Below are 22347 nucleotides of genomic sequence, written 5' to 3'. Positions count from 1 at the left end.
TTTCACATACTTTTACTGACAAAATCAATGTCTTTTTTGACCTTAACAAAAGGGTCCTTCCTATACAACGTTACAAATCTATGATAAAATTACGATAACGAATAGAACATGACTTGACTTATAATTATAAGTTTTATTGACATCTATAATGAAACAAAGGCGAGGTTTCATTCCACTTTAATTCACGTTTTAGTGGGGAATAGGTAAAAACAATAGGTGATTTCACCTATTTTTAGTGTGTTCAAAATAACGATTTATACATTGAATATAAAGGAGAATGATGATGATTTATAAAGTTTATTATCAAGAAAACAAAACATTTAGCCCAAAGAGAGAAAATACGCACTCACTTTATTTAGAGGCAGAAAACGAGCGTGAGGCACGTCATCTAATTGAAACACATACCGATTACAATTTAGAATTTATCCAAGCATTAGATGAAAAACATTTAGCCTATGAGAAAGAAAACGCCCCGTTTAGTCTAACGGAGTTTAACTAGTATGAAAGTCAATTTAAAAAATAACGAAACCGGCGTCTTTGCCTTAGGTGGTCTTGGTGAAATCGGTAAAAACACTTATGGCGTACAGTTTCAAGATGAGATTATTATCGTCGATGCAGGTATTAAATTCCCAGAAGATGATTTACTAGGAATTGATTACGTTATTCCCGACTATCAATACATTGTGCAAAACTTACCAAAAGTAAAAGCACTTGTCATTACTCATGGACATGAAGACCATATTGGTGGGATTCCTTATTTATTAAAACAAGTAAATATTCCTATCTATGCTGGTCCTTTAGCATTAGCGCTTATCAAGAATAAGTTAGAAGAGCATGGCTTACTTCGAGATGCTGAACTACATGAGATTAATGAAGACACACAGATTAAATTTAGAAAAACATCTATTACCTTTTTCCGTACGACGCATAGTATTCCAGATGCGTTAGGAGTGGTTGCTAAAACACCTTCAGGAAATGTCGTCTTTACTGGGGATTTCAAATTTGACTTTACCCCTGTTGGCGAGCCACCTAATTTACAAAAAATGGCGAAAATTGGTGAAGAAGGCGTTTTATGCTTACTGTCAGATAGTACCAATGCCGAAATTCCTGGTTTTACTGAATCAGAAAAAACGATTGGCGCCTCAATCGAACGTATTTTTGAAAAAATCGACGGACGCATTATTTTTGCTACCTTTGCTTCTAACATCTTCCGCTTACAACAAACTGCTTTAGCGGCTGTGAAAACAGGGCGTAAAATTGCTGTCTTTGGTCGCAGTATGGAAAATGCGATGGTAAATGGACGTAAATTAGGCTATATTACGGTTCCGGAAGAAACGTTTATCGATGCACGGGAAGTCAATCAGTATCCGGCAAATGAAATTCTAATTCTATGTACGGGATCACAAGGTGAACCTATGGCGGCGCTTAGTCGAATCGCGAATGGTACACATCGTCAAATCTCGATTCAACCGGGTGATACGGTTGTCTTTTCTAGTTCCCCTATTCCTGGAAACACTACGTCTGTTAACCGCGTGATTAATTTATTATCCGAAGCGGGTGCCGAAGTCATTCATGGAAAAGTCAATAACATCCATACTTCTGGTCATGGTGGACAACAAGAGCAAAAACTAATGTTAAGTTTAATGAAACCAAAATACTTTATGCCTGTTCATGGTGAGTACCGTATGTTAAAAATTCATACTGAGCTTGCTCAAGACACCGGCGTAAAAAAAGAAAATTGCTTTATATTAGGTAATGGCGATGTCTTAGCTTTAACAGCAGACTCAGCGCGTCGTGCCGGCCACTTTAATGCAGGAGATGTTTATGTCGACGGTAGTGGTATTGGAGATATCGGAAATATCGTCTTAAAAGATCGTCGTATTCTTTCAGAAGAGGGACTCGTCCTAGCAGTAGTGACGGTCAACTATCAAGAGCAACGTATTATGGCAGGTCCTGATATTTTATCACGTGGCTTTATCTATATGCGCGAATCAGGGGATTTGATTAACGAATGTCAACGCCTACTATTCCGCGAATTAGCACGCGTCTTAAAACAAGAAAACTGCAATGAACGTCTAATCAAGGAAACAATGGTTCAAACGTTGCAACCATTCTTAGCTGAAAAAACAGAACGTTATCCGATGATTCTACCTATGGTTTTAGAAGCAACTGAATAAACAATAAAAATCCGAGAAATGTTAAACATTTCTCGGATTTTCTTTTATTTATTTTTAGATTTAATTTTCCCCGTCCAGTTTTGGTATCCACCTTTTAAAATATAAAGATTAGTGTACCCTTTTTTACGTAAAAAGTTAGCTGTACGGATACTTAATGTTTTCTTTTGGTCATAAATCAAAAGGTCTTGATCTTTTCTCAATCCCATATAAGATTGTTTTAGTGTCGTATAGGGAACATTGCGCGCACCTAAGATATGCCCACTATCGTAAACGTCTTTTTCACGGACGTCAATCACTTGAGAAAAACGCATTTTTTCTCTAAACTCTGCTTCGTCAATCCACTTGGCAGAACGACGTGCCATGATACGCAAGTAACCTTCTCTTCCTAATAAGTAAACTAAAATAGCTAATAAAATTAAATTAAATACTAATAACGGACTCATCTAACGTTTCCTTCCTTACTTCGTTTATTTATATTGTAATGCTAATGAAGCTGCCCCTATAATGCCCGCTTCATTTCCTAACTCAGCTAGTTTAATAGATGTGCTATCACGCACTTGTTTAAAGGTAAATTGGTCAAAGTTTTTCTGGATGCGTTCACGTAAAAACTCACCTGCAGCTGAAACGCCACCACCTATAACGATGTCAGTTGGATTTAACATATTCCCAATATGACTACATGCTAATCCTAAGTAAAATGCTACCTTATCCACCACCATTAATGCAAAGGTATCCCCTGCTTCAGCCGCTTCAAAGACAATTTTACTCGTAATATCTTGTCCATCGTCAATCATAAATTTAAGCTCTGAATCACCTGCATAGCTTTCTGATAAAGTTCGTGCTAAGCGAACTACACCTGTCGCACTGGCTACTGTTTCCAGGCAACCTTTTTTACCACACGTACAATCAAAGCCTTCAGGATCCACCGTAATATGACCGATTTCTCCGGCTGCTCCGGCTGCCCCGTGCAATAATTTACCTTCTGCGATTAATCCACCGCCGACACCTGTTCCTAACGTCATAAACGCCATATCAGGTGTTTTATGTCCAGCCCCTTGCCAGCGCTCACCTAATGCAGCTACGTTAGCATCATTATCTAAAACGAAGGGGATTCCTAAAGCGGCTTCAATCTGTTCTTTCACAGGTTGAAGTGTCTTCCAGTTCAGATTGTAAGCACCTATCACAGTTCCTTTAATAATATCGACTGCTCCAGGTGTTCCCATACCGATCCCGATAAAATCTTCTTTAGACATTTTATATAAGTCTAAACGATGTTCAATACTTTTGATAATATCTGGTACGATGTGTGATCCTTCATCGCTAATGTTTGTTTCGATACTCCAACGTTGTTGTACTTCGCCTTCCTCTGTTAAAATACCAAATTTAATCGTTGTGCCACCTAAATCAATCCCAATTAATTTACGACTCACTGCTTGCTCCTCCTCTTTCTCTCGCTCACGTTTTAATTCTTGTTGATACTCTTCATTTAGTACATGTTTGGCTTGGACGTAGGTAGCGGTATCAATCACACCAGCCCGGCTTAACTCGGCTAGTTCAATTTCCATCATCTCAATATCCCATAAGCGCTTACCGACATAGACATAGACGCCAAACTCTTTTAATAACTGTTGCACATCATAAAGCGTTCGCATTTCCAATCTTCCTTTACTATTATAGCGTATTTATTTACCACAACTCAACTGTCTCTCTTTTAGAAAAAAGCTCCATATCGTTGAATACCATAAACTATACAAAATACAACAAAAAATAAAAAGCCTATCCCTGATGCAATCCGACGATGTTTGTTATCTTCTGTTACATTATAACGTGATTTTTTTACTTGAGGTCCTGAAATAGCAAAGCCTAATAATAGACCCCCAATCAAACCACCAATATGACCAAACATATCAATCCCTTGACTGAACAAGTTAAACACTAAATTAACTACGACTAACGCTAACATATTACGGGCCATATATTGGACACGCGGATGATAAGGGAAAATACGTCCTAAAGCGATAAAGCCTCCAAACAAACCAAAAAGAGCCGTACTCGCTCCTGCAGAAACAGTTTGCATAGGACCAAAAGCAAAACTTAGTAAATTACCAGACAGGCCACTCAATAAGTAAAAAATCAAAAAGGGGATACGCCCCATCATCGCTTCTAATTCTTTTCCAGCAAAATAAAGGAAAAAAGAATTTAAAATGAGATGCACGAGCCCGATATGTAAGAAAATAGGAGCTATCAAACGCCAGTACTCTCCCATCGCCACTAACGGTGCATACATCGCACCAAACTTCACTAAGATTTGAGTTTGCGTAGTTCCATCCAATCCGTAGCCATTTGCTAAACCATATAAGGTCATTAAAATAAAGAGTGTCACTTGAATGGTCAGTAGTACCACTGTCACACCATTTTGTTTCATTTCTTGTTTTATTCTTTGTGGGTTAAAGGCCATTTAATCCTTTCACTCTCCTCTCACTCATTTTCATATTATACCATTAAATGTATGATGAAAACATGAAAGTCTCGTTATTTTTCTGTTTTACCGGTAACAATTATCAGTCTCATCTTTAAAAAAAGAGAAAGACTCAACTTCCTCCCCTATGACTAAATCTTGGCAAGCCCGCATTGGTTTGCTATACTAAAGCAATCAATTTCACTCAAATAAAGGACGGAATTAACATGAATTTAGGCAGACTGGATTTTGGCACAAAAGATGCTGTTTTAGCGATTGCGATTATGATGATGCTTATTTTAACCATTTATTTTCATTGGTCGATAAAAGAATTTATTCTTTCAGAAATAGCGATTGTTCTCTCATTTTACGGTGGGACATTGAAACAAGATAAGCGTTTGGATTCTAAGTAAAAACAAATAAAAAAGCTGTCATCTTTGTTAGGCAAAGATGACAGCTTTTTGTTAAGGCTTATTTTGTTTCACGGTGAAGTGTTACTTTACGCTCACGTGGGCAATATTTTTTCACTTCTAAACGATCTGGGTTATTACGTTTATTTTTATTAGATAAGTAGTTACGTTCTTTACACTCTGTGCATTCTAAAGTAATATGTACGCGCATGTTTTTCCCTCCAAATAATTAGTTTCAGTTGAGTTTTTCACTCATACTTAAATATCATAGCATTTTTTTTTATAGATTTCTACCCTTTTTATCAATTTTGTTAAGTAGTTCTACTTTACAGTAATTTCTTCTGTGTTTTAATGATAAAAACCCTTGCTGTTACTAACTTTTAGTGCTTGTAGTCATAATAAGCATTAAAAATTTCTTTTGTCATTACCGCATGAAGCGCATCGGACTCGTCCTGAATATGTGGAATAATAACTGAGACCGCTAACTCAGGATTTTCTTGAGGGGCATACGCCACCATAGAGCTATTGACTAAACGAATAACATCGTTTGGATTATCTGGATTAGGAATGGGCGTTTCGGCTGTACCTGTTTTGGCAGATATCACATATTTCCCACCTTGTAGCGCCCGTCCTGTACGACGATAATCCGTTCCATTAACTACGTTATAAAACCCTTCTTGGACAACGGAGATATGTTCCTTTGCTTTTACTTCATTCATCACTTTGGTTTCTTTTACTTCTACTGGTTCACCCAAGCCGCCAGACTCATTATTATCATAAACACCTTCAACAACACGCGGTGCTACACGTACACCGTCATTGGCAATCGTTGCCACATATTGTGCTAACTGCATCGGCGTATAGGTATCGTAGTTCCCAAAGGAAAGGTCGAGTAAATTCCCCATCTTACCTGGTTTTAAGTTTCCTTTTTTATCATAGAAGTCTGTCGGCGCTAACCCAGTCGACTCTCCCGGCAAGTCAATACCTGTTTTGTCGCCCAGTCCATATTCCTTGAATGTCCCACGTAGCGTGTCATAGACATCCGGCCTCTCTGGCAAGTTCATTCCTGGATGATACTCTACTCCCATCATTTTTAAGACAATTTTCATCATATAAACGTTGGAAGACACAGTCAACGCGTCTACAGTATTTAACGGTACCCGACCATATTGGTTAAATAATGAGCTTTTAACATCCCCAGCTCCTTCACCAAAACGTAAAGGTTCATCAATCATCACATCATTTTGAGGTAAGATATTTTGTTCAAATCCTGCCATGACCGTTGCGCCCTTAATCACCGATCCGGGTACAAAAGCTTTGTTAATCGTACCTAAAGTATCATCCGTTAATTCTTGCGTTTCTGGATCATGACTTAACCCAACCATTGCTAAGACATCTCCAGTTTGCGGATTTAAAACGACAGCATACGCGCCATCGGAATAGCGTGCCTTACCGTTATATATGAGTTGTTGATAATTACGTCGGACAATATCTGCGACTTGTTTTTGGAACTCAATATCAATGGTTAGTTTTACATTTTGACCTTTTTTACCTTCTGTAATTTCTTCTTGCTTTTCAATCTCGTTTTGTTGATTAATCGTCACTTCCGACTTAGATTTCGTTCCTCTTAACACCGGCTCATATTGCTTTTCTAGATAACTCAACCCTACACGGTCGTTACGTGCATAGCCCTTTTTCAAATATTCCTCTGCTTCTTCTTGAGGCAATCCCGTCTTTTCAGAGGATACCGTCCCTAAAATAGAACGCAGTGCATCGCCTTGTGGGTATTCACGATCCCAGTCCATCCCTGTTGAAATACCCGGGATTTCTGCAACACTTTCCCCTATCTGAGCTATTTCTTCAGGTGTCACGTCTTCGTTTTTAATGATAACGGGCGTTAAAGCGTACGCGCCATTAATTCGTTTAAAAACAGAAGCAACTTTTAATTCTTCTTCATCAAATTGAATTTCTTCAGGTGTAACTTTTTCGGTAAGTAACTGATATTCATCTGCAGCTGAAATCAGTGCGCCTTTATCATTCACCTTTTCTTTATCCGTTAATCGTTTACGTGCTTCTGCTAGATTATTCTCATCTGCCAACCAATAATCTTTTAAATCTCGTTCGGATAAATCCTCTGCTTTAATAGCTAAAATTTGTGTGAGTTGACGTGAAACGTCTAAAATTTCCTGCGCAGTCATCCCAGCTTTTTTAGTATAAATAACAGCTGGCTTCGAACGATTGCCGACTAAGACTTGCCCAGAAGCATCATAAATCATCCCTCGCGGCGCATTGTTTTCTACAATGTTTTTCTGTCCCCATTTTACTTTATCTTCAAAAAAATCCAAATGGATAATTTGTAAATAGGCAAGACGAATCACTAAAGAAAGAAAGAGAACAAAGACAATAAAAAATAAAAAGTTTAAACGAAACGGAATATGTGACTTGACTTCCGTTCGATTACGTCGTTTCAATTGTTTAAAAAAAGAGTTTTTCATTTTACAGTAATCCTTTCAAGATATACTTATCTCATTCATTTTACAGAATCACACGGTAAAAAAAAAGGAATTCATCTTTTTATCGCCAACTTTTTAATAATCCTTAACAATCCCTTTTTAAAAGTTGAAAAACGCTCAAAAAGATAGGTCTCTTTTTGAGCGTTGTAAACTAATTAATTATGATGGTCGGCTATATGTAGCGACTTCTGCTACAATTTGATTGATTAACGCATCGATTTCAACTGTCTCAGTTTCTTTGCTACCATATCGACGAACGTTAACAGCTTGTGCTTCCACTTCTTTATCCCCAACAACTAATTGATAAGGGACTTTTTGTGTTTGCGATTCACGAATCTTATATCCCATTTTTTCATTACGGTGGTCGACTTCAAAGCGTAACCCATGTCGATTTAAAGCTTCTTTCAACTTCTCAGCATAGTCGCCATGTAAATCTAAGTTAACTGGAATAATCGTTCCTTGTACAGGAGCCAACCATGTTGGGAATGCTCCTTTGTATACTTCTGTTAAATAAGCAACGAAACGCTCCATCGTTGATACAATACCACGGTGAATAACAACTGGACGATGTGTATTTTCGCCATCTTCCCCTACATAAGTCAAATCGAAACGCTCAGGTAAAAGGAAGTCTAACTGAATAGTCGATAGCGTTTCTTCAATACCCATAGCTGTTTTTACTTGAACATCTAGTTTTGGTCCGTAGAACGCTGCTTCGCCTTCAGCTTCTTTATACTCTAAGCCCATTTCATCCACTGCTTCTTTTAGCATTTTTTGTGCTTTTTCCCACATTTCATCGTCATCAAAATACTTTTCTGTATTAGCAGGGTCACGGTAACTTAAACGGAAAGCATAGTCAGTAATGTCAAAGTCTTTATAAACTTCAACCATTAATTCTAACGTGCGTTTGAACTCATCTTTAATTTGGTCTGGACGAACAAATGTATGACCGTCATTTAGCGTCATTTCACGCACACGTTGTAAACCAGATAAAGCTCCACTCTTTTCATAACGGTGCATCATGCCTAACTCAGCAATACGAATCGGTAATTCGCGGTAACTGTGAATATCATTTTTATACACCATCATGTGATGTGGACAGTTCATCGGACGTAAAACTAGCATTTCTCCGTCACCCATATCCATTGGCGGGAACATATCTTCATGATAGTGATCCCAGTGACCAGAGGTTTTGTAAAATTCAACGTTCGCCATGATCGGTGTATAAACGTGTTGATAACCTAAACTAATTTCTTTATCTGTAATATAACGCTCGATAGTTCGACGAATCGTTGCCCCTTTTGGTAACCAGAAAGGTAAACCTGAACCAACACTTGGATTTGTCATAAATAAATCTAATTCGCGTCCTAGTTTACGATGGTCACGCTCTTTCGCTTCCTCACGCATTTTGATAAACTCTTTTAAATCCTTTTTATCAAAGAAAGCTGTCCCGTAAACACGTTGCATCATTTGATTATCAGAATTACCACGCCAGTATGCTCCCGCCACAGATAATAACTTAAAGACTTGAATACGTCCTGTGCTTGGAACATGGACACCACGGCATAGGTCAACGAAATCTCCTTGATCATAAACAGAAATCACTTCATCTTCAGGTAAGTCTGTAATCAATTCCACTTTATAAGGATCATCTTTAAATAACTCCAGTGCCTCTTCACGTGACACTTCTTTACGCACGATAGGATTGTTTTCTTTAACAATTTCCATCATGACTTTTTCAATTTTCGGTAAATCTTCTTCACTGATAGGGTGCTCACCATTATCAGTATCGTAGTAAAAACCTGTCTCAATCGCTGGCCCTACCCCAAAGTGAATATTGGGATAGATGCGACGAATGGCGTTGGCCATTAAGTGCGCTGTCGAGTGACGTAAAATCCCCAAAGCATCTTCATGGTCAGGCGTAATAATTTCTAGAGAACCATCTTCTTGTAATGGCAAGTTCCAATCTACTAATTCTCCATTGAATTTACCTGCTAAAGCTTTTTTCGCTAGACTTTTACTAATACTTTCTGCAATTTCAACTGTGTGTATCCCTTTGTCATATTCTCGGACAGCTCCGTCCGGAAAACTAATCTTAATTTTCCCCATGTTTTCTCCTCCTCTAAAATAAAAAAAGCCCTAAAACACTTCTAAAAGAAGTGTTTTAGGACGAAATAGTCGTGGTTCCACCTAAATTTAGCTAATAATCATAGCTCTCATTTGCGATAACGGTGCTAGCCGATTTAGTTTCAACTAAATTCTCGAAAGTGGTCATCCTTTGGGCACTAATAGGAAAGTTTCAGCCACGCTCTCCCTCTCTGATAATAGGCTTACAAATTCTGGTGTCTTTCTCATTGATCATTGATGATTGTCTCTATTTAAACACGGTTTTGTTAAAAATGCAAGCCTTTATCGTGATAACTATTTTTTACGTTGTTTTGCGTAAAACACAACAACCCCTATGATAACAATCACACCAATCGCTGTTAATGCTTTAGTCAATCCTTGTGACTCAGACGTTTGAAGTAATTTATTCTGAGCAGAATTTTTATTCTGTTGCTTCGTCTTCTTTTAACATAGCTTTACGTGATGCGTTAACTCGGCCTTGACGGTCAATTTCAGTGACTTTGACTAAGACTTCATCGCCCACTTTTACAACATCTTCTACTTTATTTACACGTTCATTGGCTAATTGTGAGATATGAACAAGGGCATCTTTCCCTTTAATCAGATTCACAAAAGCACCAAATTTTTCAACACGCACAACTTTTCCTAAGTATACTTCGCCAACTTCCACTTCTTTTGTTAGCTCTTCAATAATTTGGATAGCACGTTTAATCATCGCTGCATCTGAAGAAGCAATGCTGACATTACCATCTTGGTCGATATCAATTTTAACCCCTGTTTCATCGATAATACCGTTAATAGTGTCGCCACCTTTACCAATAACATCTTTGATTTTTTCAGGTTTAATTTGAATCATTTCAATCTTAGGAGCGTACTCACTTAATTCCTCACGTGGTTCAGGAATAGTGGCTGTCAAGACATCTAAAATCTCCATACGAGCTTTTTTAGCTTGCGTTAATGCTTCTGTTAAGATTTGTTCTGTAATCCCTTCAATCTTAATATCCATTTGTAACGCCGTAATACCTGCTTCTGTTCCGGCTACTTTAAAGTCCATATCCCCTAAGTGATCTTCTAAACCTTGAATATCCGTTAAAATCGTATAGTCGTCGCCGTCCATAACTAAGCCCATTGCAATTCCCGCAACTGGCGCTTTAATTGGAACACCAGCGTCCATTAAGGCTAAAATACCACCACAGATACTTGCTTGTGAGGAAGAACCGTTTGATTCTAAAACTTCAGAAACCACACGAATCATGTATGGGAATTCCTCTTCAGAAGGAATAACTTGAGCCATCGCACGTTCACCTAAAGCACCATGACCGATTTCACGTCGACCAGGACCACGCGTTGGACCTGTTGAACCGACAGAGAATTGTGGGAAGTTATAGTGATGAATGAAACGTTTGCTTTCTTCCGTTCCCAACCCATCAATAATTTGATGTTCTCCTAGCGGGGCTAATGTGACGGTAGATAGAGCTTGTGTTTGTCCGCGAGTAAATAATCCTGAACCGTGTACACGTGGTAACAATCCAACTTCTCCAGCAAGTGGACGAATTTCGTCAACTTGACGACCGTCTGGACGGATTTTTTCTTTTGTGATTAAACGACGGACTTCATTTTTCTCTAAGTCTTCCGTAATTTGACGGACTTCTTTTAATTTTTTCGCACTATCTTCATCGTCTGCAAACTTAGCTTCATAGACTTCCATGATTTCTGCTTTGACCGCATCGATATTTACTTCACGTGCTAATTTTTCTTCTGTTTGAATAGCTGCTACCATCGCATCTTTATAAGCCGTCATAATTTCTGCTTCTAAATCTTCCGAGACTTGTAATAGTTGGATATCCATTTTTTCTTTTCCAACTTCAGCTACTACTTTTTCTTGGAATGCCACTAATTCTTTAATCGCCTCATGTCCAAACATCAAGGCACCTAACATATCTTCTTCCGTTACCTCTTTAGCGCCACTTTCAACCATGTTAATGGCATCTTTTGTACCTGCTACACTTAATTCAATATCAGATAACGCTGTTTGTTCGACTGTTGGGTTTAAAATGTATTCGCCATTCACACGTCCAACATTGACTCCAGCTATCGGACCGTTAAACGGAATATCTGAAATACAAAGTGCCAATGATGAACCTAACATCGCACTCATCTCTGGTGTACAGTCTTGTTCCACACTCATGACGATATTCGTGATTTGCACGTCGTTACGGAAACCATCCGCAAACATCGGGCGAATTGGACGGTCAATTAAGCGAGCTGTTAATGTCGCTGCTTCACTTGGGCGTCCTTCACGTTTGATAAATCCACCAGGAACTTTACCTGCCGCATACATTTTTTCTTCGTAGTTTACAGTCAGTGGGAAAAAGTCTACATCTTTAGGTTCTCGTGATGCTACAGCTGCTGTCAATACAACCGTGTCACCATAACGCACTAAAACAGAACCATTTGCTTGTTTCGCTAACTGTCCTACTTCTACTGATAGAGGGCGTCCGCCCCAGTCCATCGAAAATACTTTTTTCTCTGTCATTCTCTTTATCTCCTTTTAGTCTATTCGAAAAGAATGAGTCCCTACTAAACAAAGGTCAATCGCTTTTCCTAAAAAAAGCCACTCACATTTGCATAGTAGTGCTAAACACGTTCTTTTCGAATTTTCTTATCTTAATAGTAAAAGAAAGTGAGATCCTTACGAACCTCACTTTCTTAAGGGTCTAGCTTTTAACGACGTAATCCAAGTTTTTGGATTAATTCGCGGTAACGTTGTACATCTGTTTTACGTAAGTATGCTAATAAGTTACGACGATGTCCAACTTTTCTCATTAGTCCACGGTAAGAATGATGATCTTTTTTGTGAACTTGAGCATGCTCGTTCAAGTGGTTAATCTCAGCTGTTAAAACTGCGATTTGCACTTCTGGAGAACCAGTATCTCCTTCGTGACGTGCATATTCTTTCATGATTTCGTTTTTACGTTCTTTTGAAATTGCCATTACGGTCACCTCTTTCTTCTTAGTCATCCTGAAACTGAGTATAACGTTGGTGATGCGTACAACCAAGTAACAGGCGGTATGTTTTCATACAGTCTTACTTTACACGAACTACTCTCTAAAAGCAAGTATAATCCAACTTTTATCCCATTTTTTATGGCATTTTCACGCGTTCTTTTCGATAGTTATGTTACAATAGATTTTAGTCAGACGATTTGTCGTCAAATCGCTTTTCAATTTTACAATTTAAGGAGTGAATCACTATGATTACCATGAATGATATCATTCGTGAAGGTCATCCCACATTACGAGAGAAAGCACAAGATGTCGTGCTACCTTTATCTAAAGAAGACTATGCATTAGCAGAAGATATGATGACTTTTTTAAAATACAGTCAAGACCCTGAACTCGCTGAAAAATATGGATTGCGCGGTGGAGTCGGCTTAGCTGCACCTCAGCTTGATATTTCTAAACGAATGATTGCCGTGCATATCCCAAATCCTCATTTTACAGGAGAAGATGATACACAACCGACCCATTTACTCAGCACTATTATGATTAATCCGAAAATCATTAGCCATTCTGTCCAACTTGGAGGACTAGAAGATGGTGAAGGCTGTCTGTCTGTCGATCGTGCGGTAGAAGGTGTAGTCGTACGTCACTTACGCATTACGGTTACTTATACAGACTTAGAAGGGCACACACAAAAAATAAAATTACGTGACTATGCGGCCATGGTCGTACAACACGAAATCGATCATCTAAATGGCATTATGTTCTATGACCGTATCGATGAAAAAGATCCCTATGCTCAGTTAAAAGATATTAAACTTATTTAAAACGAAAACCACGAGCTTTTAGCACGTGGTTTTTTGTATGTAAAGAACAGTGGCATCATAGTCACGATATGTTTCAACAATCGGTAACCCTTGGGTCATTAGTGCCCGACCTGTTATTATTTTCTCGTACGTTTCAACTTGATACTCGTTATCTTCTAGCAAGCCGTTTAATCTCACCATTTTAAATGGTGTATTAGCTTGTGCTTTATTTTTTACGATAAACAGTAAACTTTCGTCACGTTCTTCTGAAACTAGTTGCCAAATAACATAGCCAGCTTGTGTTTCAGGACTGATCAAACGATAGTATGTCCCATTAGTTAATAAATCGTAGTGCTGTTTAACAAAAGCCGTTTGCTCTTTAATCTTTTCTTTTTCATCTATTGAAAGTTTTGTTAAATCAAGTTCATAACCAAAAATTCCAGAATAAGCCACAACTGCACGTGTATCAAGAGGTGTTACTCTGCCTGTTTGATGATTTGGAACTGCAGAAACATGGGCCCCTTGTGTACTGAGTGGGTATCCGAAACTTGTGCCATGTTGAATTGTAAGACGTTCGATAGCGTCCGTATTATCGCTCGTCCAAATCTGTGGTGTATAGTAAAGCATTCCTGCATCAAATCGACCACCTCCACCACTACAACTCTCAAATAAAACATCAGGAAAATCCGTAGTCAAACGTTCCAATAGCTCGTAAAGGCCTTTCACATATAAGTAGTTAAACTTCCCTTGCTCTTCTGGTGATAACTTTAATGAATAGTTGTTCGTGATACTGCGATTCATATCCCACTTAACATAATTAATAGGCGCTTTTTTTAAGATATCTGAAACAACTTGATACAGATAAGCACGTACATCCGAGCGTGTTAAATCTAAAACATACTGATAACGACTCATTACACTTTCACGATTCGGCACGTGAATATGCCACTCAGGATGCTGCTTAAAAAGGTCACTTTTTTCAGAAATCATTTCGGGTTCAAACCAGATTCCAAATTTAAGCCCTTTATCATGAATTTGTGTCACTAAATGATTTAAGCCATTGGGCAATTTTCCTTGATTTACAAACCAGTCCCCTAAACTTGTTTGATCATTATCGCGTTTTCCAAACCATCCATCATCCATTACTAACATCTCAATGCCCAAATCAACGGCTTCATCGGCAAGAGCTAATAATTTATTTTCGTCAAAGTCAAAGTAAGTGGCTTCCCAGTTATTCACTAAAATGGGACGGCGTTTATATTGATATTTCCCTCTTACAATATGATGACGAATAAGATGATGGAATTGATGAGTTAAGGTTGTAAGTCCTTTGCTTGAATAACTTAATAACACTTCCGGTGCCGTAAATGTTTCGCTCGCTTCTAGCACATAATTAAACCCTTCACTTCCTAATCCTAGCTGTGTTCTAACTGTCTCAAATTGTGACAATTCTGTAGTTGCTTGAAAATCACCGCTATAAACTAACATCATACCAAAACAAGCTCCAGCACTTTCAGTCGTTTCCTTTTCAGCCAAAATAAAGAATGGATTATGTTGATGACTAGAAGTTCCGCGACGTGAACCAAATTGAGCTGTTTGATGTGATAAGCGAACCCGTTCAAACTGACGTTCCATATTATGACGACCATGAAAATGAATCAAGTCATATTCTCTGTTCACGGTATCCAGACTGGCAGACATCACTTTTTGTAAAGAGACTTTTTGTGAGCCATTATTCGTTACTTTGACAGCACGTGTTATCACATCAGCCTTCTCAAACGTACTATATAATAATGTCACTTCTAATTTAGTAACTGGGTCAATCAAGACTATTTCCAAGCTATCTACAACTTCATCTCGTGCTTCATAAGCATGTGGCAGGCCATCTAATAAATATTTACCTGGATAAATTTTATGTGAGTGATACACCAAATCCAAAGCATACGAGCCATCTTCGTATTGCACGACGATGGCTGGGATTCGAAAGTCTGACATGCCATACGTTGGAAACTCTTGTGGCAAAACGTCTAGTGAGTACGTGCGATTGTAACGCGCTTCTGCGATATTCCCAGAAAACGCTCGGTCACTGTACTGTAAATAATAGGATAAATCCATGTCATCTATTCTAACGCCATAATACAGATGTAATAATCGTTGATACTTGTCAATTTTCATTTGATACGTAGTAGACGCTGTATGTAGCGTCACCACTTTTTCCTGTTCAGAATAAAGAATACTCATTTTCATCCTCTCCTTCTTTTCACTTGTATCCTACCATAGCGTACACTCAGACTTAATAGTATTTTGTCGCGACCTTATGGTAAAATGTCTACAAAGAAGGTGAGGCGTATTCATAATTTTTATCAAGCATTTTCTACTCAGTCTATCGAAGCAAATATTGACTTTTGTGGGTATGAGAGATGTTCTCCTAATCATTCATTTGGTCCTCTTGTTCGAGAACATTATATTCTACATGTCATTAGTACAGGTAAAGGTCAAGTGACTTTACGTGACCAAACATATTTTCTAGAAAGCGGTGATTGCTTTATCGTTCCAAAAGATGAAGTTATTTTTTATCAAGCTGACACTGATTTACCATGGGAATATGCTTGGATTGGTCTGAGTGGTAGGAAAGTGGCTCAACTGCTTTCATCAACCGAGTTACTACATACTGGAATTCTTTATCACGTGACAACGAGCCAATTTTATCAACTATTTTCTACAATCATCGAAAACAGTCAAAAACCTGAGAGTTATTCGCCTATTTTAAGAATGAGTCATCTCTATCAGCTCATTCATCATTTACAAACGAGCTACCCATACAAGCCTAATCTCAAGCACTCGGAAGCTAATTTTTATTTACAACAAGCTATTGCTTACTTAACTCATTACTATCACACGACACTGTCTATTCAAGATCTAGCCAATTATCTTCATCTTAGCCGTAGCTATTTGCACCAGCTTTTTATAAAAGAACTAAACGTCTCTCCTAAACAATATTTAACACAGCTAAGAATAGAGCGTGCCCAAGCACTTTTAACTACAACGAATTATCCAATAAAAATGATTGCTAACAGTGTGGGCTATGAAGATGCTCTTGCTTTTTCAAAGTTATTTAAAGCCCATATCGGCTGTTCGCCTAGCGACTATCGCTTAAAAGAAAAAGGAACGTGAGTTTTACTCACGTTCCTTTTTTAACCAATAACACCCATTCCAACTAACATACCTAGGACAAATGACACAACCCACAGTCCCCAAACGCCAATACTAAATTTATGAAATTGGTGTTTTGCTTTCTCAGTCCCTTTAAAGTACACCCATAGCGCCCACAATAAATGGACTGCCATTAGAAACAACGCTAGTCCACCCGTGATTTGATGCATCCCAAACTGAGTACCTTGATTATTCTCTGCAATACGACTCATTAAGTTAGTTCCCGTCGTATCAAAGATTAACCCTATTACAAAATAAACTAAATGTTTCTTTTGAATGGTTCCGGTTCTTTTCTCACCAAATACCCCCAAGCTGTAAGAAATTAACGCAATCACCATCGCAATACTCGCTAAAATTAATTGACTACTCATAAACATTTCTCCTTTCAAAGTGACAAAGTGTCACCTGACTAATATCCAGTATAGTGACATCGTGTCACTATGTCAAGTAAGATTCCTAATTCTCATTATTTTTTATGCACATAAAAAATAACAGAGCATTGTTTTCACAATACTCTGCTATTGATTTTAAGCGGCTTGTTTTTTACGATGGTAAATAAACCATGTACTTCCTGTTACAACAGCAAACCCAATTATTACTAGATTAGACTTATCTTCTCCAGTTTGTGGCAGTTTACCTGTTGTCGTACTCGTGTTACCACCTTTTCCTGACCCTGTACCCGTTGAAGTTGAACCAGCTGGTTTTCCTTGCTCGTTATCTTCTTTAGCGTTATCCTCTTTTAGAGCGTCAAGTTCTTTTTTAGCTTTTTCTAATTGTGCTTTCAATTCATTAACTTGTTCTAAAGATATCCCTTCACCAAGAGTCGCAAGTTCTTCTTTTGCTTTTTCTAACGCGGCTACTAATGCCTTCCAGCTTTCTTCCGTATACTTGTCTTTCACAAGTGCTTCTAATTCTTTAATTAACTCTTTTAACGCTGCGATTTCAGCGGCTAAATCTACTTCTTTTGCTTCTTCTGGAATAATACGTTCGTATGGATATAGCGTTTTATAAGCTAATAGTTCTTCATTTGTCTTATTTTGAAGATACTCTAAGAAGACAGTATCCATGGATGGACCTTCTTGGCGTGGCCCACCTAACATATCATATCCATCTCCACCAGCTGCTAAGAAATCATTGGTTGCAACATAATAATCTTTCTTTTGACGGTCGACAGGTACAAACTTTTTCGTTTTTGGATCTTGTAATTCAATCGACCATACGCGTTTCTCTGGCGATATTGCTCGTGTTTTAGCTGCTTCTTCTGAATCTTTCCCTAGAATATTAGCATCGTATTTGACACGAATTGAGCGTGAGACATGTAAAAAGCCTCCATTTGCCCCTAGTCGTGGCATTCCTTTTTCATCTAATAACACATTACCTTCCTCGTCTTTTACCGTATCTGAACGTAATGAATGTTCAAACATTTCATAGATTTGTTCGCCACTTACTTGAATTTGAGCAATCGAGTTTCCAAACGGCATCACTCCTACAATATCCCCACGCGTAACGGCTCCGGTATTAATATTTTGACGAATACCACCACCATTTACAACAGCAAAATCAGCAGGTTGCTTAAAGCCTGTTTGAGCGTAGTCAAAAATAGCATCCCCGATAATATTCCCTAAGTTTGTTTCACGTGAACGAACTTCTGAACGCTCGCCGATAAATTTCACAGGATTATTTTCTAAAACAATATCTCCCATATCTTCATCGTATTTACGACGTGCTTCATCTGCGATAGCTTTAACCGCTGGATCTTGCTCAACATTTAGTGATTCAAAATCCGCAAAGGTAATGAGCTGCGCACTTAAATCAGCTTCTGGATTGTAAGCTGCATCGATCCATCCAATATTGTTTAAGTGATTGCCTGTTTGTCCCATTAAGACGTGCCCTTCTTGCTTTCCTTGAGGCAATTCTGTATGAGAATGTCCATCGATAATAAATATCTTCTTATCTGGATAGGCTTTTGACAATTCACTTGCTAAATAACTACCACGTTCATCTTGGAGCGTTGTTTCATCAATTCCTAAGTGCGTCATAAAGACGAAAACATCCGCTTTATTACCAATTTCATCAATTACTTCTTTTGCCACAGGAACTGGTTTTTTGAAAGTCACGCCTTTGACATTATTTGGATGTGTTTTAACTGTTGTTTCTGGTGTTGTTAATCCAATTAACGCAAAGTTGATTCCTTCTTTTTTCTTAATAACATACGGGTCAAACGGTCGAGTTCCGTCTTTGTAAACGTTGGCTGAAACGATTGGGAAATTAAAGTCTTCTTTTAATTCCAATGCCCGTTCCATACCGAAGTCGAACTCATGGTTCCCTAAAGTCATCGCATCATATCCTACCGCATTCATGGCTTTTACCATATCGGCACCTTTTGTATGATTAGAAATAGGTAGGCCTTGAATCGCATCTCCTGCGTCGACTAATAGCGTGGGTTTATGTTGGTCTTTATATGTTTTTACTTTTGCTAGACCAATTGCTTTACCACCTTTATCATATTCAAAGCGCCCATGCATATCATTTGTATGCATTATGCTAAATGAGAAAATGTCTTTATCAGTATCTTCTTTTAAAATAGATGGATCAAGTTTTCCTTCAGCAATTAAGTCATACACATTTAATTTCTTAACATTAGGTGTACGTCCATCAGCAGAACGCATTATTTGGATATTTCCTTTTTTCACCTCGTCAATAACAGCTTGACGATAATCTTCATCAAACTCATAACCGACTAATTCAAAACTCTCTTCAATTTCTTTTGAAGGGTCTAAAACTTTTTTATCCTTAACATACTCAGCAATAAAACCACGTAAAGAATCTGGATCGCTATCTTTTCGTTTATCAGCGCTTACTAGGCCACGATCAACAAGTCCACTGAATCGGTGACTATTCACAGCTAAGCTATACATTTGATCATCATGAATGGGTTCGCCTGTCGCTAGCTTTAAGTCTTTAATCCGTTGCCCTTCTGGTTCTGATATATCAATTTTATAGGTGACACCTGAAAACATATCATAATCATAGATACGAATCTTCTCGTTAAATGCAACTGCCACATCGCCTTCTTTAAACTGTTGATAATAGCGTGCTTGTTGTTCCATATACGTCTTAAGATTTTTTCCTGATATTTCTGTTTTAATTAAAGTATTCGCATACTTATAAATATCAAATAAATTGTTATATCGGATAGGTCCTTTATCCAGACGACTATCTTCTTTAAACAATGAAGCTGCTGCAATTTGAGCTCCTGTATGCTTACGTTGAACATTATTTATCAACGAAATCATAGCAGTCGGTCTTAGTTGAGCTTCTGGGATTCCAGGAATTTCATTTTCTGGTACAAAGTTAGCGAGCGCTTGTCCCAATTCTTGTTTGGTGTACGCTATTGTTTCCTCATGAGCATATCGTGTAGCTTCCTTTAATGCCTCATCTGCTTTGACCTCTGTAGCATTTAATAAGCCTACTTGACTTGATTTAACTTCCCAATTTGCATCGTCTTCTTCTTTTGATGTGTCATTTTTTTCAGATGTCTTTTCTAATTCCAAATCAATCTTGACCACATTTGCCCCTGTATCCTTAACTGCCCCTACTGGTTTTTCGCGGCCAGTATTATCTGCATGTTTTTCAGCAAATGCTCGGTGATCGTGTCCTAAAATAAATGCTTCGATTTCTGGAACGTCTTTAATTACATTAATAGCTGCTGCGTTAGCATCTGAGTTTTGCAATCCTGCGTGAATGACTGCAATAATAACATCTGCTTTTTCATTTTCCTTAATGTGAGCCACTTGTTTCTGTGCTTCTTCTTTTAAAGGTGTAAAATCTAATTCTTTAGCATTTTCTGGATCCCAGTGATGAATATGTGGAATCGTCAAACCAATAATCGCGACATTCAACCCATTTTTCTCCACGACTTTATATGGATCAACAAGGTATTCGCCAGTTGTCTGATAACGTGTGTTCGCTGAAAGATATGGAAAATTTGCTTGTGACTTGGCAGATTTAATCAAATCAACACCAAAGTTAAACTCATGATTACCTAACGTCATCGCATCGTAGCCAATATGATTCATCGCTGTCACTACTGGATGATTTTTTGATAACTCCGAATTCACACTATATAAATCATCTGTTAAAATCGTTCCCTGTAAGTTATCACCCGCGTCGACTACTACCACATTTTCTGCTCCATTAGCAGCTCTGACATTATTAACATGTGTACTAATACGAGCAAAACCAAGTGCTTTTTCTTTATTATCTTCGTATGAATAATCCCATACATTTCCATGAACATCAGATGTTCCTAAAATAGTAAGCTTTTTCTTATCGGTTACAACAGGTTTTTCTTCCGTCGGTTGCACCTCAGTCACTTCAGTTTCTGCTGATTCCTCTGTCGGTTGGACAGATTCCTCTGTACTTATTTCTTTTTCAGTAGTTTCTTCCTTAGCGGTAGAATCCACGACTTCTTCAGAACTAGATGATTCTTGTGTTGCTTCAACAACTGGTTCTTGCGTTTCTGAAATTTCCTCAGCTAATACCATTGACGCTGGTAAAGCACTTCCTAAAAATAATGTAAGTGCCATTACAAATTGAATCACTTTTTGTTGATAATGACGTTTCAATGTTTTTCCCCCTTATTAAAAATACATTTTAAACTACCATTAACGATAAACTAAGCTCCTTTCATTTTTATTTTACAACTTCTTTTATTTTAACAAATAAACACCAAAAAGCATACTTAATATTCATAATCCATACATAATGTATGTTTATCAATCGCTTACAACGTAAATGGCATAGATGAATTTACATATAAAATAAAAAAAACGCCATCACTGGCGTTTTTAAAGTTAAGTTAATAGACTCTTTTTCATTTGTTGAATTAATGTTCCGACTAATAAGTCAATAAGCATAAAAAAACCAATCCTTGAGATAAAATCGTTCTCGCGTGTGTCTATCTCCGTAGCATGACAATACAAATTTAAATCTGCATAAGATGATAAGGCATTCGATTGAAAAGAGGTTAAACTTATCATCTTTGCTTTTCTCATTTTAACTTTTTTGGCTGTATCCATAATTTTCTTTGTATTGCCTGACAATGAAATAAGAATGACAACATCCTCTTCGGTAACTAAATTTGTAAAACTCTCAGACAAATTATAATCTTTTATAAAAAAACAATGTAAACCTAAAGAAAATAACAAATGTTCCAAGTAGTAACAAACTGGCTTACTAGTTCCCCTCGCCATAATAAAAATATTTCGCGCATTTAACATTGCTGTAGCACATGCTTGTAATTCTTCATCTAACACTAGAGAAAGAGTTTTTTCCATTGTTTTTGTCATATTTTCTTTCACTGATATGTCGTCAGTATGCGTCTGTTTAATTCGAGTTCGCATCTCTTGATTTATAAAAAACTTAAATTCTTTAAACCCACTAAAACCTAATTTTTGACACAGATTAATAATCACCGTTTTAGAAACAAAAGCACTATTGGCTAACTGTTGAATAGTCATATAAGGCATTTCATCTGTATGGTCAACCATATATTTTAATGCTTTCTTTTCACTTGCAGTCAATTCATCATAGCTATTCAAAAAATCAATCATGCGCTTTCACCCTTTAAATTTATTAGGA

17 protein-coding genes are annotated in these 22347 nt (G+C 37.6%); 5 read left to right on the top strand and 12 right to left on the bottom strand.

The window, feature by feature from the left end:
- The first annotated feature begins 283 nt into the window (after window positions 1–283).
- Entirely contained in the window at window positions 284–499 is a 216-nt protein-coding gene (locus M2919_RS08685; protein WP_126760848.1) for a DNA-directed RNA polymerase subunit epsilon, read from the top strand.
- A 1-nt stretch (window position 500) separates the two neighbouring features.
- Window positions 501–2177, top strand: a complete 1677-nt coding sequence (rnjA, locus tag M2919_RS08680; protein WP_222316809.1) for a ribonuclease J1 — start codon at window positions 501–503, stop codon at window positions 2175–2177.
- Between the two features lie 44 nt (window positions 2178–2221).
- Here rnjA and M2919_RS08675 read toward each other — a convergent pair whose 3' ends face one another.
- The 3 genes from M2919_RS08675 to M2919_RS08665 are packed head-to-tail and all read right to left on the bottom strand — an operon-like array spanning window position 2222 to window position 4635.
- Window positions 2222–2620, bottom strand: coding sequence for a rhodanese-like domain-containing protein (locus tag M2919_RS08675; RefSeq protein ID WP_126760852.1), 399 nt, complete (start codon window positions 2618–2620; stop codon window positions 2222–2224).
- A 24-nt stretch (window positions 2621–2644) separates the two neighbouring features.
- Complete coding sequence (locus tag M2919_RS08670; RefSeq protein WP_202585617.1) at window positions 2645–3829, bottom strand: ROK family glucokinase; 1185 nt, start codon at window positions 3827–3829, stop codon at window positions 2645–2647.
- 59 nt (window positions 3830–3888) lie between these two features.
- Entirely contained in the window at window positions 3889–4635 is a 747-nt protein-coding gene (locus M2919_RS08665; protein WP_248848656.1) for a rhomboid family intramembrane serine protease, read from the bottom strand.
- A gap of 227 nt (window positions 4636–4862) precedes the next feature.
- On the opposite strand from M2919_RS08665, the gene M2919_RS08660 reads away from it, so the two are divergent.
- Window positions 4863–5048, top strand: coding sequence for a DNA helicase UvrB (locus M2919_RS08660; protein ID WP_126760856.1), 186 nt, complete (start codon window positions 4863–4865; stop codon window positions 5046–5048).
- Window positions 5049–5106: 58 nt separating this feature from the next.
- On the opposite strand, the gene rpmG is transcribed toward M2919_RS08660, so the two are convergent.
- From rpmG to rpsO, 5 genes are all read right to left on the bottom strand, one after another.
- On the bottom strand, window positions 5107–5256 hold the full coding sequence (rpmG, locus tag M2919_RS08655) for a 50S ribosomal protein L33 (protein ID WP_023606847.1): 150 nt from the start codon (window positions 5254–5256) through the stop codon (window positions 5107–5109).
- Window positions 5257–5425: 169 nt separating this feature from the next.
- Entirely contained in the window at window positions 5426–7540 is a 2115-nt protein-coding gene (locus M2919_RS08650) for a peptidoglycan D,D-transpeptidase FtsI family protein (protein ID WP_248848655.1), read from the bottom strand.
- Window positions 7541–7717: 177 nt separating this feature from the next.
- Window positions 7718–9664, bottom strand: a complete 1947-nt coding sequence (gene thrS / locus M2919_RS08645) for a threonine--tRNA ligase (RefSeq protein ID WP_023606845.1) — start codon at window positions 9662–9664, stop codon at window positions 7718–7720.
- Window positions 9665–10103: 439 nt separating this feature from the next.
- On the bottom strand, window positions 10104–12218 hold the full coding sequence (gene pnp / locus M2919_RS08640; RefSeq protein WP_202585118.1) for a polyribonucleotide nucleotidyltransferase: 2115 nt from the start codon (window positions 12216–12218) through the stop codon (window positions 10104–10106).
- Window positions 12219–12406: 188 nt separating this feature from the next.
- Window positions 12407–12676 carry a 30S ribosomal protein S15 gene (gene rpsO, locus M2919_RS08635; RefSeq protein ID WP_023606843.1) on the bottom strand — a complete coding sequence of 90 codons (270 nt, stop codon included), beginning with the start codon at window positions 12674–12676 and terminating at the stop codon, window positions 12407–12409.
- 260 nt (window positions 12677–12936) lie between these two features.
- On the opposite strand from rpsO, the gene def reads away from it, so the two are divergent.
- Window positions 12937–13512: a peptide deformylase gene (def, locus tag M2919_RS08630; RefSeq protein ID WP_126760871.1), complete on the top strand. Its 576-nt coding sequence runs from the start codon at window positions 12937–12939 to the stop codon at window positions 13510–13512.
- An 18-nt stretch (window positions 13513–13530) separates the two neighbouring features.
- Here the strand turns inward: def and M2919_RS08625 are convergent, their stop codons facing one another.
- On the bottom strand, window positions 13531–15738 hold the full coding sequence (locus M2919_RS08625; RefSeq protein ID WP_248848654.1) for an alpha-galactosidase: 2208 nt from the start codon (window positions 15736–15738) through the stop codon (window positions 13531–13533).
- Between the two features lie 78 nt (window positions 15739–15816).
- Between M2919_RS08625 and M2919_RS08620 the strand changes: the two genes are divergently transcribed.
- Complete coding sequence (locus tag M2919_RS08620) at window positions 15817–16665, top strand: AraC family transcriptional regulator (RefSeq protein ID WP_248848653.1); 849 nt, start codon at window positions 15817–15819, stop codon at window positions 16663–16665.
- Window positions 16666–16685: 20 nt separating this feature from the next.
- Here M2919_RS08620 and M2919_RS08615 read toward each other — a convergent pair whose 3' ends face one another.
- From M2919_RS08615 to M2919_RS08605, 3 genes are all read right to left on the bottom strand, one after another.
- Window positions 16686–17075 (bottom strand): HsmA family protein, encoded by a 390-nt coding sequence (locus M2919_RS08615; RefSeq protein WP_023606840.1) that lies wholly within the window; start codon window positions 17073–17075, stop codon window positions 16686–16688.
- 156 nt (window positions 17076–17231) lie between these two features.
- Window positions 17232–21332: a 5'-nucleotidase C-terminal domain-containing protein gene (locus tag M2919_RS08610; protein WP_248848652.1), complete on the bottom strand. Its 4101-nt coding sequence runs from the start codon at window positions 21330–21332 to the stop codon at window positions 17232–17234.
- A gap of 228 nt (window positions 21333–21560) precedes the next feature.
- Window positions 21561–22319: a MurR/RpiR family transcriptional regulator gene (locus M2919_RS08605; protein ID WP_023606838.1), complete on the bottom strand. Its 759-nt coding sequence runs from the start codon at window positions 22317–22319 to the stop codon at window positions 21561–21563.
- Between the last annotated feature and the right edge of the window lie 28 nt (window positions 22320–22347).

Source organism: Vagococcus lutrae, assembly GCF_023299185.1.
GTDB classification, from domain to species: Bacteria; Bacillota; Bacilli; order Lactobacillales; family Vagococcaceae; genus Vagococcus_A; species Vagococcus_A lutrae.
This window is presented reverse-complemented; position numbering and strand designations above follow the sequence as displayed.